Annotated in this window: 14 protein-coding genes; 7 read left to right on the top strand and 7 right to left on the bottom strand. The window is 67.9% G+C overall.

Features of this window, described 5'->3' with window-relative positions; all coding sequences use genetic code 11:
• Positions 1-597: 597 nt before the first annotated feature.
• A complete protein-coding gene (locus tag VGJ96_03605) occupies positions 598-1,407 on the bottom strand; it encodes a DUF72 domain-containing protein (protein HEY3286189.1) in 810 nt (269 codons plus the stop codon).
• A gap of 37 nt (positions 1,408-1,444) precedes the next feature.
• Complete coding sequence (locus tag VGJ96_03600) at positions 1,445-2,230, bottom strand: hypothetical protein (GenBank protein HEY3286188.1); 786 nt, start codon at positions 2,228-2,230, stop codon at positions 1,445-1,447.
• A gap of 232 nt (positions 2,231-2,462) precedes the next feature.
• Between VGJ96_03600 and VGJ96_03595 the strand changes: the two genes are divergently transcribed.
• From VGJ96_03595 to VGJ96_03570, 6 genes are all read left to right on the top strand, one after another.
• The gene (locus VGJ96_03595; protein ID HEY3286187.1) at positions 2,463-3,068 is read left to right on the top strand and encodes a YdeI/OmpD-associated family protein; all 606 of its coding nucleotides are present in this window, start codon (positions 2,463-2,465) and stop codon (positions 3,066-3,068) included.
• 90 nt (positions 3,069-3,158) lie between these two features.
• Positions 3,159-4,031, top strand: coding sequence for an SPFH domain-containing protein (locus VGJ96_03590; GenBank protein ID HEY3286186.1), 873 nt, complete (start codon positions 3,159-3,161; stop codon positions 4,029-4,031).
• Positions 4,032-4,128: 97 nt separating this feature from the next.
• Complete coding sequence (locus VGJ96_03585; GenBank protein ID HEY3286185.1) at positions 4,129-4,329, top strand: hypothetical protein; 201 nt, start codon at positions 4,129-4,131, stop codon at positions 4,327-4,329.
• A gap of 2 nt (positions 4,330-4,331) precedes the next feature.
• Positions 4,332-4,601, top strand: coding sequence for a hypothetical protein (locus tag VGJ96_03580; protein HEY3286184.1), 270 nt, complete (start codon positions 4,332-4,334; stop codon positions 4,599-4,601).
• Positions 4,601-6,496, top strand: coding sequence for an alpha/beta fold hydrolase (locus VGJ96_03575; protein HEY3286183.1), 1,896 nt, complete (start codon positions 4,601-4,603; stop codon positions 6,494-6,496). Before VGJ96_03580 ends, VGJ96_03575 begins: the two co-directional genes overlap by 1 nt.
• A 32-nt stretch (positions 6,497-6,528) precedes the next feature.
• The gene (locus VGJ96_03570) at positions 6,529-7,023 is read left to right on the top strand and encodes a hypothetical protein (GenBank protein ID HEY3286182.1); all 495 of its coding nucleotides are present in this window, start codon (positions 6,529-6,531) and stop codon (positions 7,021-7,023) included.
• 66 nt (positions 7,024-7,089) lie between these two features.
• On the opposite strand, the gene VGJ96_03565 is transcribed toward VGJ96_03570, so the two are convergent.
• The 5 genes from VGJ96_03565 to VGJ96_03545 all read right to left on the bottom strand — a co-directional run bounded on the left by VGJ96_03565 (position 7,090) and on the right by VGJ96_03545 (position 11,324).
• Entirely contained in the window at positions 7,090-7,914 is an 825-nt protein-coding gene (locus tag VGJ96_03565) for a site-specific DNA-methyltransferase (protein ID HEY3286181.1), read from the bottom strand.
• A 166-nt stretch (positions 7,915-8,080) separates the two neighbouring features.
• Positions 8,081-8,635, bottom strand: coding sequence for a YceI family protein (locus VGJ96_03560; protein HEY3286180.1), 555 nt, complete (start codon positions 8,633-8,635; stop codon positions 8,081-8,083).
• Positions 8,636-8,797: 162 nt separating this feature from the next.
• Positions 8,798-9,523: a metal-dependent transcriptional regulator gene (locus tag VGJ96_03555; GenBank protein HEY3286179.1), complete on the bottom strand. Its 726-nt coding sequence runs from the start codon at positions 9,521-9,523 to the stop codon at positions 8,798-8,800.
• Complete coding sequence (locus VGJ96_03550; protein ID HEY3286178.1) at positions 9,520-9,999, bottom strand: universal stress protein; 480 nt, start codon at positions 9,997-9,999, stop codon at positions 9,520-9,522. The genes VGJ96_03555 and VGJ96_03550 overlap by 4 nt, the downstream gene beginning before the upstream one ends.
• Complete coding sequence (locus VGJ96_03545; protein HEY3286177.1) at positions 9,960-11,324, bottom strand: Nramp family divalent metal transporter; 1,365 nt, start codon at positions 11,322-11,324, stop codon at positions 9,960-9,962. Before VGJ96_03545 ends, VGJ96_03550 begins: the two co-directional genes overlap by 40 nt.
• Positions 11,325-11,458: 134 nt before the next feature.
• On the opposite strand from VGJ96_03545, the gene VGJ96_03540 reads away from it, so the two are divergent.
• Positions 11,459-14,449, top strand: a complete 2,991-nt coding sequence (locus VGJ96_03540) for a prolyl oligopeptidase family serine peptidase (protein HEY3286176.1) — start codon at positions 11,459-11,461, stop codon at positions 14,447-14,449.
• The last annotated feature ends 56 nt before the right edge of the window (positions 14,450-14,505 follow it).

Raw genomic sequence — 14,505 nt, 5'->3', positions numbered from 1 at the left:
CGATGAGTCGTTCCGCCCTTGTCGCCCTTGTCGCCATCGCACTGAGCTCACCGATGGCGACGCTCGGCGCGCAAGCCGCGCCGCCGCCCCCGAAGAAGGACGGCGCTCCCGCCTTGCTGCCGCCGCCGGCCTCCGCCCCGCGTCCAGAAACGGTCGCGCCGAGGACCCGGGCTGCGACGCTTGTTGCGCCGCGCAACCAGGATGCAGTGCGAAGCACACCGGTTGCGCCCAAGTCGGTGAGCGCACCCGTTGACTCCGTCCGTCCCGCGGCTAGAGCGGCGGCGCAAGCGCCGGCGGCGGCGGACGCTCCGGCGGTTACCCCTCCGCCGCCCGCGCCCGCAGTCCAGCGGGCCGCGCAACGGGCCATAGAGCCTGTGCCGGCGCCCGACGGCCCGCCGCCCCCGGCGGCTACGGCCCGGTGCAAGGACGGCACCTACCTCTACTCTCCCGTCTCCGAGGAGAGTTGCCGGGATCGCGGCGGACTGGTCGTCAGCTTTCAGCAGCACAGCACTCCCAAGCCGCCACGACGTCCGTGACCCGCGATGATCCAGCGGCCCCTCGAGCGACCGCGTTCGCATCGAGATACCGCTTGGGCGCTCAGAACAACCGGAGCTGATCGCCCAACTGGGCCGGGTCCACCGCGACCTGGCCCAGTTGCCGTTGGAGCCAGCGCACATTCTCCGGCGCGTGCCCGCTGAAGTGGTTGTTCACGTAGCCATAGACCGTCTTCACCCGGCTCGCGATCACCGGAATCGCCTTCCGCCACGCGTCGAGCTCCTTGCTCCGGTCGTGCTGCACGCGCGAGTAGTCCGCGATGTCGCGGTCGGGTCCCATCCAGCGCAAGTAGGCGAAGTCCGACGTGGGGCGGTCGGCCAACTTGAGCATCACGGAGCGTGGGATGAAGCGCGCATCGGCGAGCGCCAGCGCCACGTGGTGTTCCGCGAGGAGCGCGACGATGCCGTCGGTGATCCATCCGCGATGGCGAAACTCCACGGCGACGCGCAGGTCGCGCGGCAGCAGCGGCAGGAAGCCGGCCAGCGCCGGCAGTTCCGCGGGGACGAAGTCGGGACCGAGCTGCACGAGCACCGGGCCAAGCTTGGGTCCCAATTCGCGCGCCACCTCGAAGAAACGCTGCACCGGCGATTCGCAGTGGCGCAGGCGGTGCTCGTGCGTGATCTCCTGCGGCAGCTTGAGCGCGAAGGTGAATCCGTCGGGAACGCGCGACGCCCAGCCGCGCACCGTCTGCACCGCGGGCGTCGCGTAGAAGGTGCTGTCCACTTCCACCGTGTTGAAGGCGCGGGCGTACACGGTGAGGAAGTCCGCGGCGCGGGTGCGCGGCGCGTAGAACGGACCGACCCAGGCGGCGTAGTTCCACCCCTGGCAGCCCAGCCGCAGCTCCGCGGTCACGCCCGCCCCTCCTGCCCGTTCACGCCGCGGGAAGTCATCACGCCTCGCCGGCCTTCGCGACGTCGGCAATCTGCGCCGCGACGCGATCGATGAAATCGGTGTCATCCCAGTACGCCGTGTGCGAGGCCGGGTTCCAGCTGGAGAGCAGCCCGCCCACCTGCACCACGACATCCTCGCTGACGGTGTCGGCGTACGCCGGGCTGATCTCGCGCAACGGATACCCCAGCACGTCGTCGCGGTCGAAGTAGTTCATCCACCGCGCCGCGGCCCGTAGCGGCGCGCTCAGCCCATTGCCGGGCGGCGGAAAGGTGATCGGCTTGACCTGGTCGAGGCCCAGCGTGAAGAGCGGAATGTTCGAGCCGAAGGTGATGAGGCCGGCGAGCGTTTCGCAGCGTGTGAGCGGATCGCGTCCGGGGCCGCGCGCGTGCTGCTCGTCCCAGACATGATCGGAGAAGATCACGCTCCCCAGCGAATGCGCCGCCACCACCAGCGGCGTTGTTGCGCCGGTGCGCGACGACAAATCGGCGAGGCGCTCGTGCACGCGCTGGTGGATGGCCTGATAGTGGTCGTACTGGCCGGGGTTCGGACGACGGTACGCCACGGCGTCGGCGAGCACGCCCATCACGAACTTGCGCAGCCACCCCCAGTCGAGGCGATGCGCCTGCGTCATCCGGCGCCACAGGTCGTCCTCGTCCACCTGAAACAGATCACCCCACCATATGGACTCCACGTCCAGCGTGGCGTCGGGAATGCCGCGGGCGACGACGCGCGCGCGCACCGCGCGCAGGAAGGCGTCGGCGAAGGTGGAGTCCTGGGCGCCCATGCCGTGGATCACCGCAAATGAGACCCTGGCGGATATCACAGGAGGGTGTGGTACAAGGGCACGGGCACGGTGGGGTGCAAGGACACGGTGTGGTGCGGGGATACTGAATTGGTGCATTGTTGAGTCCAACGCCAGCCCGTCGTACCATGTACCATTTACCCAGTGTGCCCGTGCGCGTGCACCCCACCGTGCCCGTGCCCTTGCACTCCACCGTGCCCGTGCCGGTGCACCGATGAAGCCCACCTTCTTCAAAACCACCAAGGCTCTCCGCGCCTGGTTCGCCAAGCACGGCGCGTCGAAGACCGAACTCTGGATCGGCTACTACAAGAAAGCGTCCGGCAAGGGCGGGGTCGTCTACAAGGAAGCGCTCGACGAGGCGCTGTGCGTCGGGTGGATCGATGGCGTCGTGAAGTCCATCGACGAGATCTGCTACATGCAGCGCTGGACGCCGCGCAAGCCGAACTCCATCTGGAGCAAGGTCAACATCGGCAAGGTCGAGGCGCTCATTGCCGCCGGTCGCATGACGCCCGCGGGACTCGCGGCATTCGCCCGCCGCACGCCGGAGCGCTCCGGCGTCTATCCCTTCGAAAATGATCCCTTGAAGTTTTCCGCGGCGATCGCGAAGCGCTTCAGGGCGAACCGGCGCGCGTGGGCGTTCTTCACGGTGCAGCCGCCGGGATACCGGAAGCTGATGACGTCATGGGTGATGAGCGCCAAGCTCCCCGCCACGCGCGAGCGGCGCCTGGCACTCGTCATCGAGTACTCGGCGCGCGAGGAGCGAATTCCGCCATTCGGACCGACGCCGAAGTGGAAACCCGCGGCCGGTAAGAAGAAGTAACCTCTTGCCATAAAACACCTTAGCGGCGAATTTGACTTCCTGCTTTCAAAGTGATATCATTTTGCCATCACCCTTCCTGAGTGATCAACCATGTACCGCGAAAAACCGTATGCCGCGCTGAATGGCTTCGTGATGCTGCTCACCCTTATCACGGTGGCCGTTCTCTCGTTCCTCGTCATTCTTCGCGCCGCCGCGCCGCCGGGCCAGATGGGCGTGCTCGTCACCGCGCTGGTGGTGCTCCTTGTGGCGCTCTTCTGCCTCGGCGGGCTCTTCATCGTGAACCCCAATGAAGCCAAGGCGCTGGTCCTCTTCGGCAGCTACAAGGGCACGCTCAAGCGCGACGGCTTCTTCTGGGCCAATCCGTTCCTCGTGAAGCGCCGCGTCTCGCTGCGTGTGCGCAACTTCGAGACGGCCAAGCTCAAGGTGAACGACATCCACGCCAACCCGATCGAGATCGGCGCCATCGTGGTGTGGAAGGTCGTCGAGACCGCCGAGGCGCTGTTCGAGGTGGACAGCTACGAGAAGTACGTGACGGTGCAGACCGAGTCGGCGCTGCGCGCCACGGCCTCGCAGTTCGCGTACGATGCGCATCAGGCCGGCGAGGAGTCGCTGTCGACACACGCCGCCGAGGTGAGCAAGCACCTGCAGGCCGCCGTGCAGGAACGCCTGGCCCGCGCCGGCGTCGAGGTGCTCGAAGCGCGCATCTCGCACCTCGCCTACGCGCAGGAGATCGCCGCGGCGATGCTGCAGCGCCAGCAGGCCAGCGCCATCATCGCCGCGCGCTACAAGATCGTCGAGGGCGCCGTGGGCATGGTGGAGAACGCGCTCGAACTGCTGGCGAAGAAGAACATCGTCCAGCTGGACGATGAGCGGAAAGCCACGATGGTCAGCAACCTGCTCGTCGTGCTCTGCAGCGAGCGCTCGACGCAGCCGGTGGTGAATACTGGAAGCCTCTACACGTGAGCTGGCTGATGGCAGATGGCTGATGGCAGACGGCGGATGCCCTCGCATCCGCCATCCGCCGTCCGCCATCCGCCACCTGCCATCTGCCATCTGCCCAATGCCGCGCAAACCCTTTCTGCTCCGCATCGACGACCAAGTGCTGGCTTCCATCCAGCGCTGGGCCACCGATGACATGCGCAGCCTAAACGGGCAGATCGAGTTTCTGCTGCGTGACGCGCTCCGCCGCAACGGGCGGCTGAAGCGGCAGCTGGCGGCCGATGAAACAGCGGTGCGTGAATCCGAGCCGGAACAGGAGTAGCCGTGGTCTTCATTCCTCCGCCGCACACCCTGAAGCGCGGGCCCGCGAAGCCGCCGACCCAGCACGATGCAACCGTTGGCATGCTGGTGGTCTTCGTGATCCTGCTCGCCATCGCGCTGCTCATCTTCATCGTCGGCCCCCGCAGCCAGAACCCGCCGCCGCCACTCCTCGGCTACGTCATCTCCGCCCTCGCCCTTCTCTTCGGCTTCATCGCCTTCCTTTCGTGGACCAGGGAACAGAGCGACGATGACCGTCCGCACCCGGAGCCGTGATGTTCATCCCGCATTGCAGCCGTCACGCCCGTTCGCCCCGCGAACGCGGCGCCGCTTTCGTGGTCGCGGCGGTCGCCGCGCTCCTCGCGGCCGGCCTGCGTACGAACCATCACCTGCCGTTCAGCAAGCCGTGGGTCGCGATGACCATACTCGGCATCGCGATCGCGGCTGTGCTCGTGCGCCTTTTCCACCGGTTGAATGCGCCGGACTCCGGCGAGGACTCATCGATGTCCCAGACGTCCGCGGATGCCACCGCCAATGAGCGGCAGCAGTGGCTCATCATCCTTCTCGTGATCATCGCGGCGCTGCTCGCCGTCGGGATCTTCCTGGCGCTGACGCCGAAGGCCGCCGCCAGCCAGGAGCAGGTCGCGGCGCCGGTGGCGGTGCCGCAATCCGCCTACGTGCTGACGCGCGGCGGCGATACCATCGTGGTCGAGCGTGTCACGCGCAGCCGTTCGTCTATCAGCGGCGACCTCCTGATGAAGGGTCAGGGGCGCATGACCTTCACCGCCGATCTCGCTGCCGGCCCGTTCGTCCCGTCGTTTGCCTTCAAGGCGTGGGGCACCGGCGCCCGTCCGGACACGCCGCCGCTGCAGAGCGGCGTGCAGACGATGACCGCCGATTCCGCCTTCATCACGGTGCAGCTTGGCGGCGCGGAGCGCCGGCTGGCGCGCGCGATCAAGAACAAGCCGCTGCCGCTGCTGAACAACGACTTCGCGATGTTCGAACTGGCGGTGCAACGGGCCCGCGCGCAGGGCGCGAGGGCCATGGTGCCGATGTTCGCGCTCTCGGCGGGAACCCAGCTCGAGGTGATGATCGAGTTCCTCGGCAAGGATTCCGTGGTCGTGCGCGTCGCCGGACAGGAAACGCGCTTTGGGATTGACGCGAACGACCAGATCACCGGCGGCGTGCTCCCGTCGCAGAACATCGTCATCACGCGCGTGGACGGCGCGGCGGCGGACAAGATCTCCATCGGGCGCCCCGACTACGGCGCGCCGGCCGGTGCGCCGTACACCGCCGAGGAAGTCACGGTGAAGTCGCCCGCCGGCCACGTGCTCACGGGCACGCTCACCCTGCCGAAGGGTGCGACCCGGAAGCTCCCGGCCGTCATCACGATCACCGGCAGCGGCCAGCAGGATCGCGATGAATACATCCCGCTCGTGCCGAACTACCGGCTCTTCCGGCAGGTGGCCGACACGCTGGGCCGCCGCGGCATCGCGGTGCTGCGGCTGGACGACCGCGCCATCAACGGCTCGGGCGGTGACGTGCAGAAGGCCACCAGCGCCGACTTCGCCGACGACATTCGCGCCGGCATCGCCTTCCTGCGCGCGCGGCCCGAGATCGACGGCGCGCGCATCGCGCTGGCCGGGCACAGCGAGGGCGGGATGATCGCGCCGCTCGTCGCGAGCACCGACCCCAGGCTCGCCGGCATCGTGCTGCTCGCCGGCCCCGCGTACACGGGGCAGCGCATCATCGACTTCCAATTGAAGAACGGCATCATGGGCGCCGAGCAGGTCCCCGCCGCCAGCAAGGACAGCGCGCTCAAGGCCGCGACGGCCGCGTTCGACTCCACCACGGCGAAGGTGCCGTGGATGCAGTACTTCCTCGCGTACGACCCGGTGCCGACGGCCAGGAAGGTGAAGGTGCCGGTGCTCATCCTGCAGGGTGGCACCGACCAGCAGGTGACGCCGGACCAGGCGCCGGTGCTCGAGCAGGCGTTCAAGGCCGGCGGCAACAAGGACGTGACGATGAAGGTCTTCAAGGACCGCAATCATCTCTTCCTGATCGACCCGAGCGGATTTCCCGGTGGCTACGTAAAGCTCACGAGCGGCCGCATTGACGGTGAAGTGATGGGGACGCTGGCGGACTGGCTGGTGGCGAGACTGAAACCGTAGCGGCGTTCCCCGAACACCGGGGCGCCCCGGACATGGAGGCTGGACTGGCCAAGTCGCTGTCATCGCGATCGACCTTCACCTACAAGGTCCTGCTTCCCGTGCTCGTCATGGGAAGCATGATCGTTGGCGGGGCGTCGCCCTATATCCTTGGACTCGACAGTCCGCATATGCACCTGAACGGCCTGTCGCCGACGGCGTTCCTGCTCATGATGCTCGTCGGCGCGATCCCCGTGCTCGCCATTCTCTGGGTGACGGTGGTGCCGCTGAAGCACGTCGTCCTCGACGACGACGAACTGATCATCTCGAACTTCCGCTACGAGATCCGCGTCCCGCTGTCGGCGGTGCGGGCCATCGACGGGCCGAGCTTCACGAACCCCAAGACGTACACCATCAAGTTCGAGTCGCCCACCGAGTTTGGCGACGCCGTGATGTTCCTGCCGCCGACCACATGGTCGCTGCTGCCGACGGAAGCGGATGAGGTGGCCGAATTGCGGAGCGCGTGGGAGGCGGCGCGGCGGACAAGGTAGCGGCGACGGAATACCACGGATTACACGGAGCAGCACGGACATACACGGCGGTTGTCGTCTCCCGCCTCACACGAATTTCACGTCGCGCCCCCGGAACCGCTTCTTCATCACGGTCATCGCCGCGCGGCTCGCGTCAACCAGCACGCAGTCGCGGTCGTTGCGGTCGGCCGCATCGCCAAAGGAGCCGCTCCCTGCGAAGAAGTCGAGCAGGCGGTCGCCGGGCTTGGAGTGCACGCGCACGATCCGCTCGAGAATTCCCAGCGGCTTCTGCGCCGGATAACCGGTCTTCTCCTTGCCGGTCGGGCTCACGATGGTATGCCACCATGTGTCGGTGGGCACCTTCCCGCGCGCCGCCTTCTCCGCTCCCACCAGGCCCGGCGCCATGTAGGGGACGCGGTCGGCTGCGTCCTGGTTGAAGGTGTAGCGCTTCGGGTCGCGCGCGTACCAGAGGAGGTTGTCGTGCTTGGGGCTCCAACGCTTGTTGGTGCGCGCGCCGTAGTCGTACGCCCAGATGATCTCGTTGATGAACGAGGCGCGCCCGAAGATCCGGTCGAGCATCACCTTGGCGTAATGCACCTCGCGGTAGTCGAGGTGCACGAACAGCGATCCGGTGGGCGTCAGCAGGCGCCGTGCCTCGACCAGCCGCGGCTCGAGAAAGGCCAGGTAGTCGTCGAAGGCGTCGTCGAAGGAGCGGCTTCCCGTGCGCACTTGCGCATACCGCTTGCCGTTGAACGCCACGCGCCCGCCCCGCGCGACCCGTTGCGCCTTCCAGCTCGTTCGCACCTGCGAGCGGCCGGTGTTGAAAGGCGGATCGATGTAGATCAGGGCGAAGCTCGCGTCGGGATAGGCGGCGAGGGCCTTGAGGTTGTCGGCGTGGTGGATGGTAAGCACGACAACAATATGGCGGAACGAGGAGGGGGTAGAGGCCTGGCGAGGGGCGAGGAGGGGTGGAACGAGGAGGGAGGTCCCTGGCGCACCAGCGACCTCCCTCCTCGTTCCGCACCTCGTTCCGCCTCGCCGAGCCTCTACCCCGTCCTCGTTCCGCTCGCCGTCTCCGTTACTTCTGCGCCGCCTTGAACGAAATGTCAAACGTCACCGGCACTTCGTCGGCGATGGGGTTCATCGACGAGTTGAAGCTCACGCCGTACTCGGAGCGCACGATGGTGAACTGCCCCTTCATCCGCCCCATCTTCGCCTTCTCGTCATAGAAAACGAGCGTTCCCGGGATGGTCACCGGCTTGGTGACGCCGCGGATGGTCAGGTCGCCCGTGATGTTGACCTTCGCGTCGCCCACCTTGTTCACGATCTTCGAGACGAAGGTGATCTGCGGGAAGGAGTCGGTGGCGAAGAAATCCTTGCTGCGCAGGTGAGTGTCGCGCGCCGACACGCGGGTGTTGATACTCTTGGCATCGATCACCAGGCGCACCGACGCTTTCTGCCAGTCGGTCGGATCGAAGCTGATGTCGGCGTCCCACTTCTCCCAGTAGCCGTGCGCGTCTAGCAGGCGCGACTCGGCCACGAAGTTGATCTCGCTGTGTGCCGCATCCTTCACGAACTTCGCATCCTGCGCACCCGCCGCCGTGGCGACGAGCAGAGCGAACAAGCCAGCCACTGAGCGCATCCGTCAATACTCCGTAGTCCTTCAGGGTCCAGGGTGCCCCGCCGGGGGGCCGGGGGTGACGGAGGGAATATTAGCTTAGTAGTGAGATTCACGCAAGTGGGGTATTCCCCTTCCCGTGCACCCCACCGTGCCCGTGCCCGCGCACCACGCGACCTAGCGCACGTAGACCTTTCGCGCCACCGCCGACCCGATGACATGCCGCGCCCGGCCCACCGCCACCGTGAGCGGCCCGTCGAACGGCCCGCGGTCCACCAGCCGCAGCGACGCGCCGGGGCGGATCCCGAGCTCGCCGAGGTAGCGCAGCAGCGCCGGATCGCGATCGCTCATGCGCGCCACGCGCGCCGCCGCGCCGACCGGCAGGTCATCCACCGTCCGCAGGCGCGCGTCGTCCACCGTCCCGTCGGGGCGCGGGATTGGCGCGCCGTGCGGATCGACCTTCGGATCGCCGAGCGCGGCCGCCATCGACGCGATCAAACGCGGACTGGCCGCATGCTCCAGGCGCTCCGCTTCGTCGTGCACGCCGTCCCAGCCGAAGCCGAGCCGGGTGACGAGATAGCTCTCGAGAATGCGGTGCCGCCGGATCAACTGCAGCGCCACGCGCCGGCCACGCGCCGTGAGCCGCGCGCCGTGGTACCGCTCCACCGCCACGAGACTCTGCCGCGCGAGCCGCCGCACCATGCCGCTGGCGGAGGCCGACGCAATGCCGAGCCGCGCCGCAATGGCCGTGGTGCCGGCCGGTTCGCCATCGCGCTCTATCTCATAGATGGCCTTGAGATAATCCTCCGCCTGACCCGTCAGCGCCGGGGCGGATGCGGGTGCCGAGCGGACCTGGTGAGCCGGGCGTTGCGCCGCACGCTGCGTCGTGCGCGCCGCCGTCACGCGGGCCCCTTCAGCTGCGCCTCCCGCACCATCAGCACCGGGACGTGCGTGCGATGCCGGACCTCGCTGGCGACGCTGCCGCGAATCAGGTCGTTGAGCCCGCGGTGTCCGTGCGTCGCCATCGCGATGAGATCGGCCTGCTCACGCTCGGCGGCCGACGAGATCTCATCGGCCGGATTGCCGCAGGCCAGCACCGCCTCGCAGGTCAGCCCATCGGCGACGAGTTCCTCGCAGACGGCGTCGAGATAGGCGCGGTCGCGGCGCATCTCCTCGCTCTCGCGCAGGTCGAGCTGCGCCAGGTTGCGCGCGGCGAAGCCGTCGGCGACATGGATGAGGATGATGGCCGCGCCGCAGTGGTGCGCCAGCGTGCGCACGTGGGCGACGATCACGCGATCGGTGCGCGTGTTCTCGAGCGGGACGAGGATGCGGTGATACATCAGGAAGTCCATCCCGCGATGGTCTGCACGAGCAGCCATCCGTTGAGGGTCGCAATGAAGCCGGCCACCACGTAGGCCAGCCCCTTGAGCCAGGGCGGGTTCGCGAACTCACCCATCTTGGCCTTGTCCGACGTGAAGATGACGAGCGGGAAGACCGCGAACGACAGCTGCAGCGAGAGGATCACCTGGCTGAAGATGAGGAGCCTCGCCGTGCCGCTCTCGCCGTACATCACACTGACGATGACCGCCGGCACGATGGCCACCGCGCGCGTGATGGACCGGCGCACCCACGGGCGGAGACGCAGGTCCAGGAAGCCCTCCATCACGATCTGGCCGGCGAGCGTGCCGGTGAGCGTCGAGTTCTGCCCGCTCGCCAGCAGCGCCAGCGCGAAGACCGTCGACGCGCCGGCCACGCCCAGCAGCGGCGTGAGGAGCTTGTGCGCGTCCTGGATCTCGGCCACCTGCGTGTTGCCGGTCGTGTGGAAGGTGGCGGCCGCGACGATGAGGATGGCGGCATTGATGAACAGCGCCGACGTGAGGGCGATGGTGGAATCGATGAACGCGAACCGCACCGCCTCGCGCTTCCCCTGCGCCGTTTCCGCGTAGCGCCGCGTCTGCACCACCGACGAGTGGAGGTACAGGTTGTGCGGCATCACCGTGGCGCCGAGGATGCCGATGGCGATGTAGAGCATCTCCGGATTGCGCACGATCTCCGGCGTCGGGATGAAGCCGCGCGCCACCGCGCCGAGGTCGGGGCGCGAGATGACCATCTCGAAGAGGAAGCAGGCGCCGATGGTGGCGATCAGCACGATGACCAGCGCCTCGAGCACGCGGAAGCCGCGCCGCTGCAGCGCGAGCAGGATGAGCACATCCACCGCGGTGATGATGATGCCCCAGGTCAGCGGGATGCCGAAGAGCAGGTGGAGCGCGATCGCCGAGCCGATGACCTCGGCCAGGTCGCAGGCGGCGATGGCGATTTCGCAGAGGAACCAGAGGAAGATCGCGGTTGGGCGCGAGTAGTGGTCGCGGCAGGCCTGTGCGAGGTCGCGTCCGGTGACGATGCCCAGCTTGCTGGAGAGTCCCTGCAGCAGGACCGCCATCAGGTTGGAGAGGAGGATGACGCTGAGCAGGGTGTAGCCAAAGCGCGAGCCGCCGGCGATGTCGGTGGCCCAGTTGCCCGGGTCCATGTAGCCGACGGCCACCAGGTACCCCGGACCGGCGAAGGCGAGCAGCTTGCGGAACCAGGTGGTGCCGTCCACCGAGATGGTGCGGTACGACTCGGAAAGCGACGGCGCGGTGCGGGCGCGCCGGAAGCCGCCGACGGGCGATTCGGGACGCGGAGGGGCGGAGGTAGGAATGGCCACGAATCAAAGTTAGTATCTACTAACTTTTGCCGCAAGGCGCCGCCCCGGGCCCGCCCGTCCCGCTCAGCGCCCTCGCGCATCCGTGCGTAGCTTTCCTGTCCCCCCACGGCATCTGCATTCCTCCCCGAGGCCCCATGCGCCGTCTCTTCGTGCTCCTCGCCGTTCTCGCGGCACCGATCCTGGGCGCGGCCCAGGACTCCACGGCGGCGAAGCCCGCCGCGGCCAAGCCGGCCACGCCGCAGCCGTTGTCGCTCACCGACCTGCTGACCTGGAAGTCCATTCGGTCGTCGCAGGTTTCGAATGACGGCAAGTGGTTCGCCTATGTCCTCGCCCCCAACGAGGGGGATGGCGACGTGGTGATACGCGCCACCGCATCCGGTGCCAAGGAGATGAAGTTCCCGGTCGGCGAGGCGCCGGCAGCGGGCGGTTTCGGCGGCTTCGGCGGCTTCGGCGGCGCGTTGCCGCTGGCACCCGTCTCGCTCTCGGGCAACGGCAAGTGGGCGGCGTTCGTGGTCTATCCCAAGTCGGCCGACGCCAAGCGCGCGCGGCGCACCCGCGCCTCGCTCAGCAACAGGCTGTCGGTGGTGGAACTCGCCACGGGGACCAAGCGCGACTTCGAGCGTGTGCGCGCCTATCGCTTTGGCGGTGACAAGTCGGATTGGATCGCCATCCATCACACGGCGCCCGATGCGGCGCCGGCGGGGGGCGCGGGCGGCGGCGCGCCCGCGGGCGGCGGCACGGTGCTCGAAGTCGTGAACCTCGCCGGCGGCACGCCGATCACCATTGCGGGGGTGAGCGAGTTCGCGTTCGATGAATCGGGACGCTGGCTCGCCTACACGCTTGACGCGCGCGACCTCATCGGCAACTCGCTGCAGCTGCGCGAGGTCGCCACCGGCGTCACGCGCTCGCTCGACGCGGCGAAGGCAAGCTACCGCCGCCTGGCCTGGATCGACTCGGGCGACGCGCTGGCCATCCTGCGTTCCACCGTGGACACGGCCACCAGCGACACGTCGTTCAGCGTGCTCGGCTTCAAGGGACTCAACGGCGCGGCGCCGACGTCGTTCGAGGTCAACGCCAAGTCGGCCGGCATCGACGGTGGCCTGGTGGTGAGCGGCGACCGCTCGCCGCGCTGGGGCGAGACACAGGCCGTGCTCTACTTTGGTTTGCGCGAGCCGCGTCCGCCGCGTCCGCGTGAAGCGGCCGGCAACTTCACGCCGCCCAGCCCGGGTGGCACCGCGCCAGGCGCCGGCAACACCGGCCAGGTGGCGGCCGCGCCGCAGACCGACGAGGACATGCCGTCGCTCATCCTGTGGCACTGGAAGGATCCACGCCTGCAGGCACAGCAGCAGGTGCAGGAGGCGCAGGACAAGACGTTCAGCTACCTCGCCGCGTACCACGTCGGCACGGCCAAGGTGGTGCGGCTCGCCGACGCCAAGGTGCGCGACGTGCAGACGGCCTCGCGCGACCGCTGGGCGGTGGGGACCGACATCACGCCGTACGAGCGGCAGGCAAGCGTGGACGGCAAGGCGTTCCGCGACGTCTACGCCATCGACATCACCACCGGCGCGCGGAAGCCGCTCGCGACCAAGCTGCGCGGCGGTGGCGGTTTCGGCGGCGGCGTCACCTTCTCGCCCGATGGCGAGCGCGCGGCGTTCTACGACGACGGCGACTACAAGGTCTACGACTTCGCCACCGCCACCACCCGCACGCTGACCACGGGCGTGGACGCGAAGTTCTGGGACGACGAGGACGACCACAACACCATCAAGCCGCAGGCCGCGCCGCCGCTTGGCTGGAGCAAGGACGGGAGCGCGCTGCTGGTGCGCGACAACTGGGACGTGTGGAAGCTCCCGCTCAAGGGTGCGGCGCAGAACCTCACGGCCAACGGACGCAAGGACCGCATCCGGTATCAGGCCCGCGTGGGTGCGCCGTATCGCGAGCGCGGCATCGACGTCGCCAAGCCGCTCCTCTTCGAGACGTACGGGGAGTGGACCAAGAAGGAAGGGCTGTCGCGCGTGGACGCCATCAAGGGCGGCGCGACGGTGATCACCTGGGAAGAGAACAAGGTGGACTACCGCAAGGCGCGCGACGCCGACACCTGGTTCTTCACGCGGCAGACGGTCGTGAAGTACCCCGACGTGTACGCCGCCGATGCGGGGCTCGTCAACGAGCGCCGGTTGACCGACGCGAACCCGCAGCAGAAGGACGTGCTCTGGTCGAGCGGCGCGCGGCTCGTCAACTACGTCTGCGACCACGGCGACACGCTGCAGGGCGCGCTCTTCCTGCCGGCCAACTACGAGAACGGCAAGAAGTACCCGACGCTGACGTACATCTACGAGAAGCTGTCGCAGGGCTACAACGTCTATCCGCAGCCCAACGCGACGCGCTACGCGAACCCCGCGGTCTACACGTCCCGCGGCTACGCGTTCTTCCAGCCCGACATCACCTACAAGCTCGACGATCCGGGGCGTTCCGCGGTGGCGTGCGTCGTGCCGGCGGTGAAGGCCGCCATTGCCACCGGCATCGTGGATCCCTCGCGCGTCGGCCTGCAGGGGCACAGCTGGGGCGGCTACCAGACGACGTTCATCACGACGCAGACCGACATCTTCAAGACGGCCATCGCCGGCGCGCCGCTCACCGACATGGTCTCGATGTTCAGTTCGGTCTACTGGAACTCGGGCTCGGCCAACCAGCCGATCTTCATCTCGAGCCAGGGACGGTTCAGCGACAGCTACGCGCGCAATCCCGACCCATACATCCGCAACTCGCCGAACCGGTTCGCCAACAACCTGAAGATGCCGTTCATGATCCTCCACAACGACCGCGACGGCGCGGTGGACTTCAACCAGGGGATCACGTACTACAACACGCTGCGCGAGCTGGGCAAGGATGTGGTGCTGCTCGAGTACGTCGGCGAGAACCACGGCCTGTCCCGTCCCGCCAACCAGAAGGACTACGCCGTGCGCATGCAGGAGTGGTTCGACACGTTCCTGCGCGACATGCCGGCGCCGGACTGGCTGAAGGACGGGGTGCCGCGGCTGCAGATGGAACAGCACCTGAAGGATCGGAGATCACTCGTGGATCCGACGGCGAAGAAGGCCGAGGAGCGAAAGGCAACTCCGTAGCGGAACGAGGAGGAGGTAGAGGCCTAGGAACGAGGGAGGAGATGTGGAACGAGGAG

This window comes from Gemmatimonadaceae bacterium (assembly GCA_036504815.1).
Lineage (GTDB): Bacteria > Gemmatimonadota > Gemmatimonadetes > Gemmatimonadales > Gemmatimonadaceae > PNKL01.
The sequence above is the reverse complement of the archived record's forward strand: the minus strand, read 5'-3'. Positions and strand labels throughout refer to the sequence as shown.

Bases quoted from the DNA above. Each gene is read 5' to 3' on its own strand.
- VGJ96_03600 (HEY3286188.1), bottom strand. From the start codon at position 2,230: ATGGGCGCCCAGGACTCCACCTTCGCCGACGCCTTCCTGCGCGCGGTG.
- VGJ96_03595 (HEY3286187.1), top strand. From the start codon at position 2,463: ATGAAGCCCACCTTCTTCAAAACCACCAAGGCTCTCCGCGCCTGGTTC.
- VGJ96_03590 (HEY3286186.1), top strand. From the start codon at position 3,159: ATGTACCGCGAAAAACCGTATGCCGCGCTGAATGGCTTCGTGATGCTG.
- VGJ96_03585 (HEY3286185.1), top strand. From the start codon at position 4,129: ATGCCGCGCAAACCCTTTCTGCTCCGCATCGACGACCAAGTGCTGGCT.
- VGJ96_03575 (HEY3286183.1), top strand. From the start codon at position 4,601: ATGTTCATCCCGCATTGCAGCCGTCACGCCCGTTCGCCCCGCGAACGC.
- VGJ96_03570 (HEY3286182.1), top strand. From the start codon at position 6,529: ATGGAGGCTGGACTGGCCAAGTCGCTGTCATCGCGATCGACCTTCACC.
- VGJ96_03550 (HEY3286178.1), bottom strand. From the start codon at position 9,999: ATGGCTGCTCGTGCAGACCATCGCGGGATGGACTTCCTGATGTATCAC.
- VGJ96_03540 (HEY3286176.1), top strand. From the start codon at position 11,459: ATGCGCCGTCTCTTCGTGCTCCTCGCCGTTCTCGCGGCACCGATCCTG.